11 protein-coding genes are annotated in these 14167 nt (G+C 63.6%); 9 read left to right on the top strand and 2 right to left on the bottom strand.

The window, feature by feature from the left end; all coding sequences use genetic code 11:
• The first annotated feature begins 11 nt into the window (after positions 1-11).
• From BTW07_RS09975 to glmU, 6 genes are all read left to right on the top strand, one after another.
• On the top strand, positions 12-554 hold the full coding sequence (locus BTW07_RS09975; RefSeq protein ID WP_075570035.1) for a F0F1 ATP synthase subunit delta: 543 nt from the start codon (positions 12-14) through the stop codon (positions 552-554).
• A gap of 16 nt (positions 555-570) precedes the next feature.
• Positions 571-2115: a F0F1 ATP synthase subunit alpha gene (gene atpA / locus BTW07_RS09970; RefSeq protein ID WP_075570034.1), complete on the top strand. Its 1545-nt coding sequence runs from the start codon at positions 571-573 to the stop codon at positions 2113-2115.
• An 81-nt stretch (positions 2116-2196) separates the two neighbouring features.
• Positions 2197-3087: a F0F1 ATP synthase subunit gamma gene (gene atpG, locus BTW07_RS09965; RefSeq protein WP_075570033.1), complete on the top strand. Its 891-nt coding sequence runs from the start codon at positions 2197-2199 to the stop codon at positions 3085-3087.
• 117 nt (positions 3088-3204) lie between these two features.
• Complete coding sequence (gene atpD / locus BTW07_RS09960) at positions 3205-4596, top strand: F0F1 ATP synthase subunit beta (RefSeq protein ID WP_075570032.1); 1392 nt, start codon at positions 3205-3207, stop codon at positions 4594-4596.
• A 27-nt stretch (positions 4597-4623) separates the two neighbouring features.
• Positions 4624-5049 (top strand): F0F1 ATP synthase subunit epsilon, encoded by a 426-nt coding sequence (locus BTW07_RS09955; RefSeq protein ID WP_075570031.1) that lies wholly within the window; start codon positions 4624-4626, stop codon positions 5047-5049.
• Positions 5050-5195: 146 nt separating this feature from the next.
• A complete protein-coding gene (glmU, locus tag BTW07_RS09950) occupies positions 5196-6578 on the top strand; it encodes a bifunctional UDP-N-acetylglucosamine diphosphorylase/glucosamine-1-phosphate N-acetyltransferase GlmU (RefSeq protein WP_075570030.1) in 1383 nt (460 codons plus the stop codon).
• A gap of 423 nt (positions 6579-7001) precedes the next feature.
• Here glmU and BTW07_RS09945 read toward each other — a convergent pair whose 3' ends face one another.
• Together BTW07_RS09945 and argE are read right to left on the bottom strand one after the other, a co-directional pair.
• Positions 7002-8114: a DUF1615 domain-containing protein gene (locus BTW07_RS09945; protein WP_075570029.1), complete on the bottom strand. Its 1113-nt coding sequence runs from the start codon at positions 8112-8114 to the stop codon at positions 7002-7004.
• On the bottom strand, positions 8111-9259 hold the full coding sequence (gene argE / locus BTW07_RS09940; RefSeq protein WP_075570028.1) for an acetylornithine deacetylase: 1149 nt from the start codon (positions 9257-9259) through the stop codon (positions 8111-8113). The genes BTW07_RS09945 and argE overlap by 4 nt, the downstream gene beginning before the upstream one ends.
• Positions 9260-9696: 437 nt before the next feature.
• On the opposite strand from argE, the gene kdpA reads away from it, so the two are divergent.
• The 3 genes from kdpA to kdpC all read left to right on the top strand — a co-directional run.
• Entirely contained in the window at positions 9697-11502 is a 1806-nt protein-coding gene (gene kdpA / locus BTW07_RS09935) for a potassium-transporting ATPase subunit KdpA (protein WP_075570027.1), read from the top strand.
• A 67-nt stretch (positions 11503-11569) separates the two neighbouring features.
• Positions 11570-13600: a potassium-transporting ATPase subunit KdpB gene (kdpB, locus tag BTW07_RS09930; protein WP_279626532.1), complete on the top strand. Its 2031-nt coding sequence runs from the start codon at positions 11570-11572 to the stop codon at positions 13598-13600.
• Between the two features lie 18 nt (positions 13601-13618).
• The coding region (kdpC, locus tag BTW07_RS09925; RefSeq protein ID WP_075570025.1) for a K(+)-transporting ATPase subunit C at positions 13619-14167 on the top strand (549 nt) is incomplete at its 3' end.

Raw genomic sequence — 14167 nt, 5'->3', positions numbered from 1 at the left:
GGAGGCGCACCATGGCTGAATCGTCTACCGTCGCTCGACCCTACGCCAAAGCGGCGTTCGAGTTCGCGCGCGATCAAAAGGCGCTCCAAGCGTGGTCCCAGAGTCTGTCGCTGGTTGCCCAGGTGGCCGGTGACATCGATGTCCGTGAACGCATTCTCGGCAACCCGCGGCTGACGGCTGACGACAAGACGCGTCTGCTGCTGGAAGTCTGCGGTGACGAACCCTTCGACGAGGGAGTAGGTAACTTCCTGCACCTCGTCGGCGAAAAGGGACGTCTGGCTGCGTTGCCTGACATCTATGACGAGTTCGAGGCGCTGCGCGCCCAGGAAGAGAAGCGGGTCGATGTCACCATCGTTTCCGCCTTCGAACTGGATGACGCGCAGCAGAACGTCCTCGTCGAGGCTCTGAAGAAGCGCCTGAATCGTGAAATCTCCATTACCACTCAAGTGGACCGCGAGCTGCTAGGCGGCGTGATCCTGCGTACCGGCGACACCGTCATCGACGGGTCGGTACGCGGTCGATTGCAACGTCTGCGCGAAGCGCTCACCGCTTGAGTTCGAGGGACATGGCATGCAGCAACTGAATCCTTCCGAGATCAGCGACATCATCAAACAGCGTATCGAAAAGCTGGATGTCGCGTCCGAAGCCCGTAATCAGGGCACCGTCGTCAGCGTCGCTGACGGCATCGTTCGCATCCACGGCCTGGCCGATGCGATGCTGGGCGAAATGATCGAGTTTCCCGGTGGCGTCTTCGGCATGGCGCTCAACCTCGAGCGCGACAGCGTCGGCGCCGTGGTCCTGGGCGACTACCTGGAGCTCGAAGAGGGCATGACCGCGCAGTGTACCGGTCGTATCCTCGAAGTTCCGGTAGGCCCGGAGCTGATCGGCCGTGTGGTCGATGCGCTGGGTAATCCGATCGACGGCAAGGGCGACATCGACACCAAGATGACCGATGCGATCGAGAAAGTCGCACCGGGCGTCATCACGCGTCAATCCGTCGACCAGCCGATCCAGACCGGCCTCAAGTCGATCGACGCCATGGTGCCGATCGGCCGCGGTCAGCGCGAGCTGATCATCGGCGACCGCCAGATCGGCAAGTCCGCGGTGGCGCTCGACGCGATCATCAACCAGAAGGGCAAGGGCGTCACCTGTATCTACGTCGCCATTGGCCAGAAGCAGTCGACCATCGCCAACGTGGTGCGCAAGCTCGAACAGCACGGCGCCATGGAGCACACCATCGTGGTGGCCGCCGGCGCTGCCGATCCGGCCTCGATGCAGTATCTGGCGCCGTATGCCGGCTGCACCATGGGCGAGTATTTCCGCGACCGCGGCGAAGACGCGATGATCGTCTACGACGACCTTTCCAAGCAGGCCGTCGCTTATCGTCAGATCTCGCTGCTGCTGCGTCGTCCGCCGGGTCGTGAAGCCTATCCGGGTGATGTGTTCTATCTCCACTCGCGTCTGCTCGAGCGTGCGGCCCGCGTCAATCCCGACTATGTCGAGAAGTTCACCAATGGTGAAGTGAAAGGCAAGACCGGTTCGCTGACCGCCCTGCCGATCATCGAGACCCAGGGTGGCGACGTCTCCGCGTTCGTTCCGACCAACGTGATCTCGATCACCGACGGTCAGATCTTTCTCGAGACCAGCCTGTTCAACTCCGGCATCCGTCCGGCGATCAACGCCGGTCTGTCGGTATCGCGTGTCGGTGGTTCGGCGCAGACCAAGATCATCAAGAAGCTGGGTGGCGGTGTCCGTCTGGCCCTCGCCCAGTATCGCGAGCTGGCGGCGTTCTCGCAGTTCGCGTCCGATCTCGACGAGGCGACCCGCAAGCAGCTCGAGCACGGTCAGCGCGTTACCGAACTGATGAAGCAGAAACAGTACTCGCCGTTGTCCGTGGCCGAGATGGGCGTCACGCTTTACGCCGCCAACGAAGGCTTCCTGGACGATGTCGCGGTCGACAAGGTGCTGGACTTCGAACGTGCGCTGCACGACTACATGAAGTCCGAGCACGCCGATCTGCTCGACAAGATCAACCAGAGCGGCGGCTACGACGACGAGATCCAGAAAGGTCTCAAGTCGGGTCTCGAGTCGTTCAAGTCCACTCAGACCTGGTAAGCGGCGCGACCCGTTCTTTCGCGATGCGATGTGAGCGGGTCGCCGTGCTCGACTGAGTGGCATGAATCAGGGTGATCCGAGATGGCAGCTGGAAAAGAGATCAAGTCCCAGATTGGGAGCATCAAGAACACGCAGAAAATCACCAGCGCCATGGAAATGGTCGCTGCGTCGAAAATGCGTCGGGCTCAGGAGCGCATGGCGGCCAGTCAGCCCTATGCCAAACTGATCCGCCGGGTGGTCGGCCACGTCGCCAAGGCCAACCCGGAATACCGTCACGACTACATGATCGAGCGCGACGTCAAGCGCGTCGGTTATATCGTCGTTTCCAGTGACCGCGGGCTGGCCGGCGGCTTGAACGTCAACATGTTCAAGGCGGTGGTCAAGCATGCGCGGGACTGGGACCAGAAGGGCGTCGGTGCCGACTTCGCGGCCATCGGCAGCAAGGCCGGTGGTTTCTTTCGCAAGCGCGGTGGCAATCTGCTGGCAGCCAAGAAAGGTCTCGGCGATGCGCCGGAAGCCCAGGATCTGGTCGGTAGCGTCAAGGTGATGCTCGACGCCTTCGATGAAGGCAGTCTGGATCGGCTTTACGTGGTGTACAACGAATTCGTCAACACCATGAGCCAGAAACCCGTCGTGCGTCAGTTGCTGCCTCTCGAGGCAGTCGCGGACGAGGGCGACGGGGAAGAACAACCGAGTCCCGGTGATACGCACAAGAGCTGGGACTACCTGTATGAGCCGGATGCCAAGACCCTGCTCGACCATCTGCTGGTTCGCTACGTCGAATCCCAGGTGTATCAGGCCGTGGTGGAGAACGCGGCCTGTGAGCAGGCCGCGCGCATGATCGCGATGAAGAACGCGACCGACAACGCCGGCGATCTGATTGACGATCTTCAACTGGTGTACAACAAGGCGCGTCAGGCGGCCATTACCCAGGAAATTTCGGAAATCGTCGGTGGTGCCGCGGCGGTATGACGACCTCGTCGCCCGATCGGCGGCGGTCTCGAGTACGGCTTGGCCAGGCGTTGCGCGAATGAAGTCACTTCACGCGGCGTCGTACAGGTTTCATTTGCAGGTATACGAGGAACCACTATGAGCGGACGTATCGTACAAATCATCGGCGCGGTGGTTGACGTAGAATTTCCGCGGGACAACGTTCCCAAGGTCTACGACGCGCTGACGGTCTCGGGTAGAGAGGCCGTTCTCGAAGTGCAACAGCAGCTCGGCGACGGCGTGGTTCGCGCCATCGTCATGGGCTCCAGTGAAGGGCTTCAGCGTGGCATCGAGGTGGTGAACACCGGTGCTGCCATCTCCGTGCCGGTCGGCACGCAGACGCTGGGCCGTATCATGAACGTGCTGGGCGAGCCGATCGACGAAGCCGGCCCCATTGGTGGAGACGGGGGCGCCGATGCCGTGCGCATGCCGATTCACCGTCAGGCGCCCGGCTACGCGGATCAGGCCGCTTCCAGCGATCTGCTGGAGACCGGCATCAAGGTCATCGACCTGGTCTGCCCGTTCGCCAAGGGCGGCAAGGTCGGTCTGTTCGGCGGTGCCGGTGTCGGCAAGACCGTCAACATGATGGAACTGATCCGTAACATCGCCACCGAGCACAGCGGTTATTCCGTGTTCGCCGGTGTCGGCGAGCGTACTCGTGAAGGTAACGACTTCTATCACGAGATGAAGGAGTCCAACGTTCTCGACAAGGTCGCGCTGGTCTACGGCCAGATGAACGAGCCGCCGGGCAACCGTCTGCGTGTCGCCCTGACCGGTTTGACCATCGCCGAGAACTTCCGTGACGAAGGTCGCGACGTGCTGCTGTTCGTCGACAACATCTACCGCTATACCCTGGCCGGTACCGAAGTGTCGGCGCTGCTGGGTCGTATGCCGTCGGCGGTAGGTTATCAGCCGACGCTGGCGGAAGAGATGGGCGCCCTGCAGGAGCGCATCACCTCGACCAAGACCGGCTCGATCACTTCCGTCCAGGCCGTCTACGTGCCGGCGGATGACTTGACCGACCCGTCGCCGGCGACCACCTTCGCCCACCTGGATTCGACCGTGACGCTGTCGCGTTCGATCGCCGAGCTGGGGATCTACCCGGCCGTCGATCCACTCGACTCCACCTCGCGTCAGCTGGATCCGCTGGTCGTCGGTGACGAGCACTACAACACCGCCCGCGGTGTCCAGAACGTGCTCCAGCGCTACAAGGAACTCAAGGACATCATCGCCATCCTGGGGATGGACGAGCTGTCCGACGAGGACAAGCTGGCCGTGGCACGAGCGCGTAAGATCCAGCGCTTCCTGTCGCAGCCGTTCTTCGTCGCCGAGGTCTTCACCGGCGCGCCCGGCAAGTACGTGTCGCTGCAGGAAACCATTCGTGGCTTCCAGGGCATTCTCAACGGCGACTACGACGACATGCCGGAGCAGGCCTTCTACATGGTCGGCACCATCGACGAAGCCGTCGAGAAAGCCAAGAACATGAAGTAAGCCTGCAGACTCCCGGGAGATATCGCTATGGCCACATTTCAGTGTGACATCGTCAGTGCCGAGAAGGAGATCTTCTCGGGCAGCGTCGAGCAGCTTATCGCTGCCGGCGTGGCCGGCGATCTGGGTATCCTGCGCGGTCACGCGCCGCTGCTGACCGAGCTCAAGCCCGGTCCGGTGCGTGTGATTCAGGAAAACGGTGAAGAAGAGCTCTACTACGTCACCGGCGGCTTCCTCGAGGTGCAGCCGGACGTGGTCTCGGTGCTGGCGGATACTGCCACCCGAGCCAGCGATCTCGATGAAGCGGAAGCCGAGCAGGCACGTCAGCATGCGCTGGCCTCGCTCAACGAGAAGCAGACCGAGCTCGACTACGCGCGAGCCTCGGCGGAGCTTGCCGAAGCCACCGCTCAGCTGCGCACGCTGCAGCAATTGCGTCGCAAGGGCGGTCGCGGCTAACGGCATCGCCGTGCAAGACCCGAAAGGCGACTCTCCGGAGTCGCCTTTTTTATGGTCGTCAGGAAAGCGCGTTCGAGGGATCTGTCCGTGACCTCCTCGCGCGCTAGAATGACGTCCGGTTTTCATTGATCAAAAGGATAAACGCCATGACCCTCGACGTCGTGATACTGGCCGCCGGCCAAGGCACCCGCATGCGCTCGAAGACGCCGAAGGTGCTGCACAAGCTGGCGGGCCGCCCGCTGGTTCGACACGTCGTCGACACGGCGGCGGGGCTGGAGAATGCCCGGCTGCACGTGGTGGTCGGCCACGGCGGCGAGACGGTGCGCGAGGCGCTTTCGAACGCCACCGGCCCCGGCCGGCAGCTGGGTTTCTGCGAGCAGGCCGAACAGAAGGGCACCGGCCATGCGGTAGCCCAGGCGCTCGACGGACTCGGTGACGGCAAGGTGCTGGTGCTCTACGGCGATGTGCCGCTGATCCAGGCACGAACCCTCGAGACGCTGCTGGACGGCGTCGACGATACGCACATGGCGCTGTTGACGGTGACGCTCGACGACCCCACCGGCTACGGTCGGATCGTACGCAATGACAAGGACGCCGTTGTCGCTATCGTCGAGCAAAAGGACGCCGACGCCGGCCAGCGTGCCATCCGCGAGTGCAACACCGGCATCATGGCGATGACGGCCGAGCGGCTGCGTCGCTGGCTGCCCGAGCTTTCCTCCGAGAACGCCCAGGGCGAGTACTACCTGACCGACGTGATCGCCATGGCCGCGGCCGATGGCATCGAGGTCAAGGCGACTCAGCCGAGCTCGCCGGTCGAGGTCGAAGGGATCAACGACCGGCGCCAGCTGGCGGCACTCGAGCGCGCCTATCAACGGCGCCAGGCCGAGCGTTTGATGACCGCGGGCGTCAGTCTGGCGGATCCGGCACGTTTCGATCTGCGCGGCGACGTCACTGTCGGTCGGGACATCCAGATCGACGTCAACGTGATTCTGGAAGGGCAGGTGACGCTGGAAGACGATGTCGTGATCGGCCCCAACTGCGTGATCAAGGACTCTATCCTGCGCCGCGGCGCGGTGGTGAAGGCCAACAGTCATCTGGAAGGCGCGGAGATGGGAGAGGGCAGCGACTGCGGCCCGTTCGCCCGACTGCGCCCCGGTACTCGCTTAGGCGCCAGAGCCCATGTGGGCAACTTCGTCGAGACCAAGAACGCCATCCTAAGTGACGGGGTCAAGGCCGGACATCTGAGCTATCTCGGCGATACCGAGATCGGCCGCGACACCAACATCGGCGCCGGTACCATTACCTGCAATTACGATGGCGCCAACAAGCATCGCACCCGGATCGGCGAGGCCGTCTTTATCGGCTCCAACAGCTCGCTGGTCGCGCCGGTCACCATCGGCAACGGCGCGACCATCGCCGCGGGTTCGACGATCACGCGCGAGGTGAAAGACGACGAGCTGGCCATCGGGCGGAGTCGTCAGGTCGTCAAGCAGGGCTGGCAGCGGCCAGTGAAGATGCCGAAGTCTTGATTCATTGTCTTTGGCGCTCATTCGAGTGAAAAGAGCTCACGACTGACGAGATCCTTACGACCCTTGTCGTCGTTATTGCGAGGGGCAAGCCCCTCGCGCTCCCCTTTTTCGCGCCACAGGCTCAAGAAATCCCGAGCGATTTTCGTCAGCGCTTCGGGTCGGCGCGCAAGGACGTCCCTGTCCCGGCGCGCCTCTAGCGTCCTGCTTCGCTAAAACATCCTGTCCCGCTTGCAGGGCCGGAGCTGGCCATCCATGGCCAGCTCGTTCGGCGAACCAGACATCACTCAGATGTCTGGTTCGCCTCACCCATGTCGCTAGACCCGGCTCGCCGAAGATCGCTCGGGTTGAGCCTGGAAGGCGCTATCGGGTGGTTTCTTTCCGGCGACTGGAGAAACTTGCCGTTCAGAATTCAAATATTGGACATCAACGCCCCATGCACTGCTGCCAGCGGTCGTCGACCCGCTTGGCGAACCACGCCGTGGTCAGGTTGCGGGTGATCTTGGGGCTCTCGAGCTTGATTCCCGGCAGGCGCGCGTAGGGAATCGGATGATTTTCCTGCCGAGCCGCCAATGAACGGATTTTCTCGTAGAGGGCGGTCCGTTCGAAGTCGAGGGCATCCTCTTTCTCCAGCGCACCGCGAATCTCGCCGTCGTCCATATTCAGTTGACGCTTCAAGGTGCGCACCGCCAGTTCGGTCTGACCGGCCTCGCGCGAGCCGGGAATGATCAGGTCGCCGTCGAGCGCCAGCGGAATGCCGGAAAGCTGGGTCACCGCGGCCTGGAACGCGGCGTTGCGGCTGGCATACCAGCCGGCGTTGAAGTCGGCGAAACGGTAGATTGGCTCGTCGTAATTCGCGGGATAGCCGAGCAGATGGGCGATGCCGAAATAGAGTCCGCCGCGCCGGGTGAACACCTCGTGACGGATCGAGCCGTCGATCGGGTAGGGATAGCTGTCGGCGTGTTTTCTGACATAGTCTTCGGCAAAATCGACGCTGACCTGCATCGGGCCGCCGGTGTGCACCGGGTTGAGGCTACCGAAAAGCTGTCGGCCCAGCGGCGCCATATCGATGAAATCCTCGAAGATCTCGCTCATCTCGCGCTCGGTGGTGAGGTGATCGAGGCGCTCCTCGTAGGTCTCGCCGGTGGGCGATTCGAGGTTCAGGCCGGCATCGACCAGAAAGCCCGGAATATGCAGCGCACTGGCGCGACGCTCGATCTCTTCCCGGGCGATGGTCGAAAGATTCGCCACGCTGGGATCGGCACGGTAAGTCGACTCCTGCTCGATCACCGCCAGCACCGAACAGAGATTGTCCCGGGTTGCGGGCAGATTCTGGGCCGAAAACGCGGCGGTGATATCCGTCGCCCAGCCGTCACGGTCCTCGGCGCTCGCCGGAATGAGTGTCACCAGCTCGCTTTTCACGCTCGCCGGGCGCTGCTCGAAGCCGGGCTGCGGTGCCTGGGTGCTACAGCCGACCAGCAGCGCCAGGCCCAATACCGGTGCCCAGCGAAGTCCGGCAATCATCGTGAATGTCCTCATGCGCTCAGATGCTCCACCAGCCGCTGCATCATCGCGTCGCAACGCTCGAGCTGTTCGATGGCGATGAACTCGTCCGGCTTGTGGCCCTGGTCCATGCAGCCCGGACCGCAGACCACGGTGGGGATGCCGGCTTCGTGAAACAGCCCGCCCTCGGTACCGTAGGGGACGGTGCCGAAGTCATCGCGGTCCGCCAGGATGGCAATCAAGCGCGCCACTTCGCTCGAGGCCTCGGTGGTCAACCCCGGATAGGCTTGCAGCGGTTCGAACACGATATCGGTGTTCGCCTCGACCGCGCGCATGCGGGGGAGCAACTCGCTGTCGGCGTAGTCACGCATTTCGCGCTCCACCTCGCCGGCATCGAAGCCCGGTAGCGAGCGCACTTCCCAGTCGAAGCGGCACTCCGACGGCACGATGTTGAGCGCGCGACCGCCCTCTATCACCCCGGTCTGAACGGTCGAGAACGGCGGATAGAAGCGCTCGTCATGATGGGCGGGATCGGCCAGGCGCTCGCCGATCTGGGTGAGCCTGGTGATCATCTTCGCCGCGGTCTCGATGGCATTGACCCCCTCCGGCGCGTAGGCGGAGTGGCAGGGCGCACCATGCACGCGGCAGCGCACGCCGAGCTTGCCCTTGTGACCCAGTACCGGCTTGAGCTCGGTGGGTTCGCCGATGATGCAGGCCAGCGGCTTGTGCGGTCTGTCCTCCAGCATCGAGATGATCGAGCGTACGCCGAGACAGCCCACCTCTTCGTCGTAGGAGAACGCCAGGTGTACAGGCGTCTCGAGTTCGGCCGCTTTGAGGCTCGGCACCGCCGCCAGCACGCAGGCAAGATAGCCTTTCATGTCGGTCGTGCCGCGACCGTAGAGCTTGCCATCGCGCTCGGTCATCTCGAATGCAGGCACTGTCCACGGCTGGCCGTCCACCGGCACCACGTCGGTGTGGCCGGAGAGCACCACGCCGCCACGGTCGGTCGGGCCAATGGTTGCCCACAGATTGGCCTTGCTGCCCTCGTCGTTATGAATCAGTTCGCTGTCGACGCCGTGCTGGCTCAAGTAATCGCGGACGAATTCGATCAGCGCGAGATTGGACTCGCGGCTGACGGTATCGAAGCTGACGAGTTTCCCGAGAAGTTCCTGACTGGTCATGATGCGGTCGGCCCACCTGTCACCGGATTGTCGTTGTCGCTGAGAGGGTGTTTACAAAATGTCTGCGCTCGACAATACGGCGTTGAAATCGACATCAAAATGCTCATTTACCCCTGGTAAACTCCGCTTTTTCAGCCGATTTCGCCTTGTCTTGCCTTCGCTCGCCGAATTTGTAAATACCCTCTGAATACGTGCTCATCGTGATGATGATGCCGACCCCCACCGCGCAATGCCACCACCGCCGTCGTCGATTCCCGCTTTTACGCTTTCTTTACGCCTTCGCGTGAATTTCCGCATCGCATTTTTACGCCCCTCGACTCGACACTGAGCGCCTCTCGAACGAGGAGGTGACTCATGTCCTACCTGATGCTGGCGATCGCCCTGGTGACCGCCGTCTACTTGCTGGCAACACTGTGCTGGCCGGAGCGATTCTAGCCATGAATGCGATGATGCTCTGCTATGCCCTGCTGATCGGATTGGCGCTGCCTCTGGGTCTCTACATGGGCCGCGCGCTGGATACGGATCGATCCACCGTGATGGATCGTCTCTTCGGGCCGGTGGAATCGGTCCTGATGCGCCTGGCCGGCGTCGACCGACGGGCGTCGATGACGTGGTCGGCCTATCTGCTGGCCGTGTTGAAACTTCACCTGCTGCTGATCGGGCTTGCCTGGATCGTCTTCATGAGCCAGGGCTTGCTGCCGCTCAACCCCGATGGCATCCCCGGCATGAACTGGGATACGGCGCTGCACACCGCGGTCTCGTTCGCCACCAATACCAATCAGCAGCACTATTCAGGCCAGGCACAGCTCTCCTACCTGAGCCAGACGCTTGCCATCGTCACGCTGCAGTTTCTGACCCCGGCGACCGGACTGGCGGTGTTGCTCGCCATCACGCGCACGCTGCTCAAGCGCCAGACCACCAACCCGATCGTTGGCACAAACACGACGATTGGCGCCAACGCGACCGTTATCACCAACGCGACCGTTAGCACCAACACGTCCACAACGTCCGCCGGGCGCGGGGTGGGACGCGACTCGGTCGGTAACTACTCGGTCGGTAACTACTACGTCGACCTCACGCGGATCGTGGTGCGGGTGCTGCTGCCGCTATCGCTGGTGGTGGCGCTGGTCCTGGTGTGGCAGGGCGTGCCGGCCACCTATCAGGGAGCGCAGAGCGTGACGATGCTCGATGGAGGCGCGGTACAGGTCATTCCACGCGGCCCGGTGGCGCCGATGGTGGCGATCAAGCAGTTGGGCACCAACGGTGGCGGCTGGTATGGCCCCAATTCGACCGTGCCGCTGGAGAATCCGACCGGATTGGCGAATCTCGTCGAGACGATCGCGCTGCTGCTGATTCCGGTCGCAACGCTGATCGCCGTCGGCGTCATCAGCGGCCGTCGCCGGCTGATGATGGGTATTGGCGCGGTGATGATCGCGTTCTCGTTGATCACCACCACCCTGATCGTGGTGTCGGAACGCCAGCCCAACGCCGCGCTGGCCGGACTCGCCGTCGCCGGCAGTCCCAATCTCGAAGGCAAGGAGGTGCGTTTCGGCAGCGATCTCTCTGCCCTTTGGGGCAGCTGGACGACGCAGACCTCCAACGGGTCCGTCAATGCCATGCATGACAGCTTCAATCCGTTGGGCGGGCTGGGCCTGCTGATGGACATGTTCGTCAATGTCACCTTCGGCGGCATCGGGGTGGGGATGATCGGCTACCTGCTCTATCTGATGCTGGCGGCGTTCATCGGGTCGCTGATGATCGGCCGCGCGCCGGAGCTGTTCGGCAAGCCGCTGGAGACCCGCGAGATGCGCTGGATCTCGCTGGCGATTCTGGCGCAACCCCTGATCATCCTCGGATTGACCGCCATCACCGTGGCGTTTCCCGCGCTGACCGGCAATTCCAATCCTGGCTTTCATGGGCTCTCGCAGGTGCTCTACGAATACACCTCGGCATTCGCCAACAACGGCTCCGGCTTCGAGGGACTCGGCGACGGTACGCCATGGTGGAACCTGGCCTGCGTGCTGGCGCTGGCGGTCGGCCGTTTCCTGCCGATGCTGGTGCCGCTGGCGGTGGCCGGATGGTTGATGGAAAAACGCACGGCGCCACAAGGGCGCGGCACCCTGTCGCTGGAGGGTGGTGCGTTCGTCGGCCTGACCGCGGGTGTCATCGTCATCGTCAACCTGCTCGGTTTCCTGCCCGCGCTGGTGCTGGGTCCGATCGCCGAGCAGTTGACCCTGCCCTGATGAATCGCGTCGACGGAAACGGAATTGACGGAGCGGGACTGGTGGAAACGGGATCGAGGAAAGAGACATGGCAATGATGCAAACACACGAAGCCTCCCAAGGTCTGCGCGTTCGACCGCTGACCCTGCTGGGGGAATCCCTGCGCCGGTTGAACCCGCGCAGTCTCGCGCGCAATCCGGTGATGGCGGTGGTCGCCATCGGCACCCTGGTTTGCGCGCTCTATACCGGCATGGCGTTTGCCGAGGATGGCGGTCAGGGAACGTTCGCGCTGATCGTGACCCTGGTCCTGCTGGCGACGGTGCTGTTCGCCAACGCGGCCGAAGCGATGGCCGAAGCGCGCGGCAAGGCCCACGCCGGTAGCCTGCGCGCCACCCGCGGTGCATTGAAGGCACGGCGTGTGACCAAGAGCGGCGAAGAGACGGTCGCCGCCGATCAGCTGCGCCGGGGCGATCGGATCCGGGTGATCGCCGGAGAGCTGATTCCTGCCGACGGTGAAATCATCCAGGGTGCCGGTTCGATCAACGAGTCCGCCGTCACCGGCGAGTCGGCACCGGTACTGCGTGAGGGGGGCACCGATAACAGCGGCGTCAGCGCCGGCACCAAGCTGCTCTCCGACGAGTTGCTCATCGAGGTCAGCGTCGACCCCGGCGAGTCGCTGCTCGACCGCATGATCGCGCTGGTGGAAGGCGCCAGCCGCCAGAAGACGCCCAGCGAACTGGCACTCTCCGTGCTGCTGTCGACGCTGACGCTGATATTCCTGATCGTCGTGGTCACGCTGGTACCGATGGCGCTGTTCGTGGGGATTGAGACTTCGACGGTGATGCTGGTGGCGCTGCTGGTGTGTCTCATCCCCACCACCATTGGCGGGCTGCTGCCGGCCATCGGCATCGCCGGCATGGAGCGTGCCATGCGTGCCAATCTGGTCGCCAAATCGGGCAAGGCGGTGGAGATTGCCGGCAGCATCGACACCCTGCTGCTCGACAAGACCGGCACGATCACGCTCGGCGATCGTCGTGCCACCGAATTCGCGCCGTGTCAGGGGGTCGACCTGACACGACTGCGGGAGATCGCCGGTGTCTGCTCGCTGCAGGATCCGACCCCGGAAGGGCGCTCCATCGTCGTGCTGGCGCGCGATCAGGGCGCGACACTGGATTCGCCGCAGAACGCCGAGGTCGTGCCGTTTTCCGCGATGAGTCGGGTGTCCGGTCTCGACTTCGCCGATGGTCGATGCTGGCGCAAGGGCGCGCCCAACGCCATCGCCCGGCTGGTACAGGAAGCGGGAGGCCGCGTGCCGGGGGGTTTCGAGGCGCTGGTCGAACGCATCTCGCGACATGGTGCCACGCCGCTGGCGGTGTTGGAGGGCAACGTGTTGCTGGGCGTGATCGCGCTGTCGGATGTGATCAAGACGGGGATCGCCGAGCGGTTCCAGCAACTGCGCGAGATGGGCGTGAAGACGGTGATGATCACCGGCGACAACCCGATCACCGCCGCCGCGATTGCCGCCGAAGCCGGCGTCGACGACTACATCGCCGAAGCGACGCCGGAGCGCAAGCTCGAACTGATCCGTGAGGAGCAGGCCGCCGGTCGGCTGGTGGCGATGATGGGCGACGGCACCAACGATGCCCCGGCGCTGGCCCAGGCCGATCTGGGGCTGGCGATGAACTCCGGCACCCAGGCAGCGCGGGAAGCGGCCAACATGGTCGATCTCGATTCCGATCCCGGCAAGCTGCTCAGCGCGGTGGAGATCGGCAAGCAGCTGCTGATCACCCGCGGGGCGTTGACCACCTTCTCGCTGGCCAACGACGTCGCCAAGTATTTCGCGATTCTGCCGGCGATCTTCGCCGCCAGCGTGCCGGCGCTGGGCGGTCTCGACGTGCTCCACCTGCACTCGCCGCAGTCCGCGGTGCTGTCGGCGGTCATTTTCAATGCGCTGGTGATACCCGCGCTGATTCCGTTCGCCCTGCGTGGCGTTCGCGTCCACGCGGCATCCGCCAGCGCCATGCTGCGACGCAACCTGCTGATCTACGGTCTCGGTGGCTTGTTGCTGCCGTTCCCTGCCATCAAGCTGATCGATCTGCTCATCGGTCCGCTGTTCTGAGATTTCTGGAGACTTGCCATGTCAGTCACTGATTCCCGTCACGACGTTTCCGCTCATGGTGCCCAGGGTGATCCCCATGAGGCCTCTCACGCTGCCCAACGGTCCGCCGGCAACGGCAGCTGGCTGACGGCAGTCCGCTTCAGCCTGCTCATGGCAGTGGTGCTCGGTCTGCTCTATCCGCTGGTGGTGGTCGGATTGGGCCAGTTGGGGTTTTCGCATCAGGCCAACGGCAGTCTGCTGGCCGATGCGGAGGGTCGGGTCATCGGCTCGTCGCTGGTGGGTCAGCGATTCACCAGCGAACGCTATTTCCAGGGTCGACCTTCGGCGGTGGATTACGCGGCCGGCGCGGTTGGCGGTTCCAACCTGGCGCCGAGCAACCCGGCATTGCGGGAACGCGCCGAGGCCGACGCCGGGCAGATCACCGCCCGCGACGGCGTCGAGCCGGGCCGGATACCGGTGGACCTGCTGACCGCTTCTGGCTCAGGCATCGACCCGGCCATCAGCCCCGAAGCGGCAGCCATCCAGGTCGATCGTGTCGCGCGCGCGCGCGGCCTGTCCCCTTCGGCT

It is taken from the genome of Salinicola socius, assembly GCF_001937195.1.
In the GTDB taxonomy this organism is placed as follows: domain Bacteria; phylum Pseudomonadota; class Gammaproteobacteria; order Pseudomonadales; family Halomonadaceae; genus Salinicola; species Salinicola socius.
This window is presented reverse-complemented; position numbering and strand designations above follow the sequence as displayed.

Bases quoted from the DNA above. Each gene is read 5' to 3' on its own strand.
- BTW07_RS09975 (WP_075570035.1), top strand. From the start codon at position 12: ATGGCTGAATCGTCTACCGTCGCTCGACCCTACGCCAAAGCGGCGTTC.
- atpA (WP_075570034.1), top strand. From the start codon at position 571: ATGCAGCAACTGAATCCTTCCGAGATCAGCGACATCATCAAACAGCGT.
- atpG (WP_075570033.1), top strand. From the start codon at position 2,197: ATGGCAGCTGGAAAAGAGATCAAGTCCCAGATTGGGAGCATCAAGAAC.
- atpD (WP_075570032.1), top strand. From the start codon at position 3,205: ATGAGCGGACGTATCGTACAAATCATCGGCGCGGTGGTTGACGTAGAA.
- BTW07_RS09955 (WP_075570031.1), top strand. From the start codon at position 4,624: ATGGCCACATTTCAGTGTGACATCGTCAGTGCCGAGAAGGAGATCTTC.
- glmU (WP_075570030.1), top strand. From the start codon at position 5,196: ATGACCCTCGACGTCGTGATACTGGCCGCCGGCCAAGGCACCCGCATG.
- BTW07_RS09945 (WP_075570029.1), bottom strand. From the start codon at position 8,114: ATGAGGACATTCACGATGATTGCCGGACTTCGCTGGGCACCGGTATTG.
- argE (WP_075570028.1), bottom strand. From the start codon at position 9,259: ATGACCAGTCAGGAACTTCTCGGGAAACTCGTCAGCTTCGATACCGTC.
- kdpA (WP_075570027.1), top strand. From the start codon at position 9,697: ATGAATGCGATGATGCTCTGCTATGCCCTGCTGATCGGATTGGCGCTG.
- kdpB (WP_279626532.1), top strand. From the start codon at position 11,570: ATGGCAATGATGCAAACACACGAAGCCTCCCAAGGTCTGCGCGTTCGA.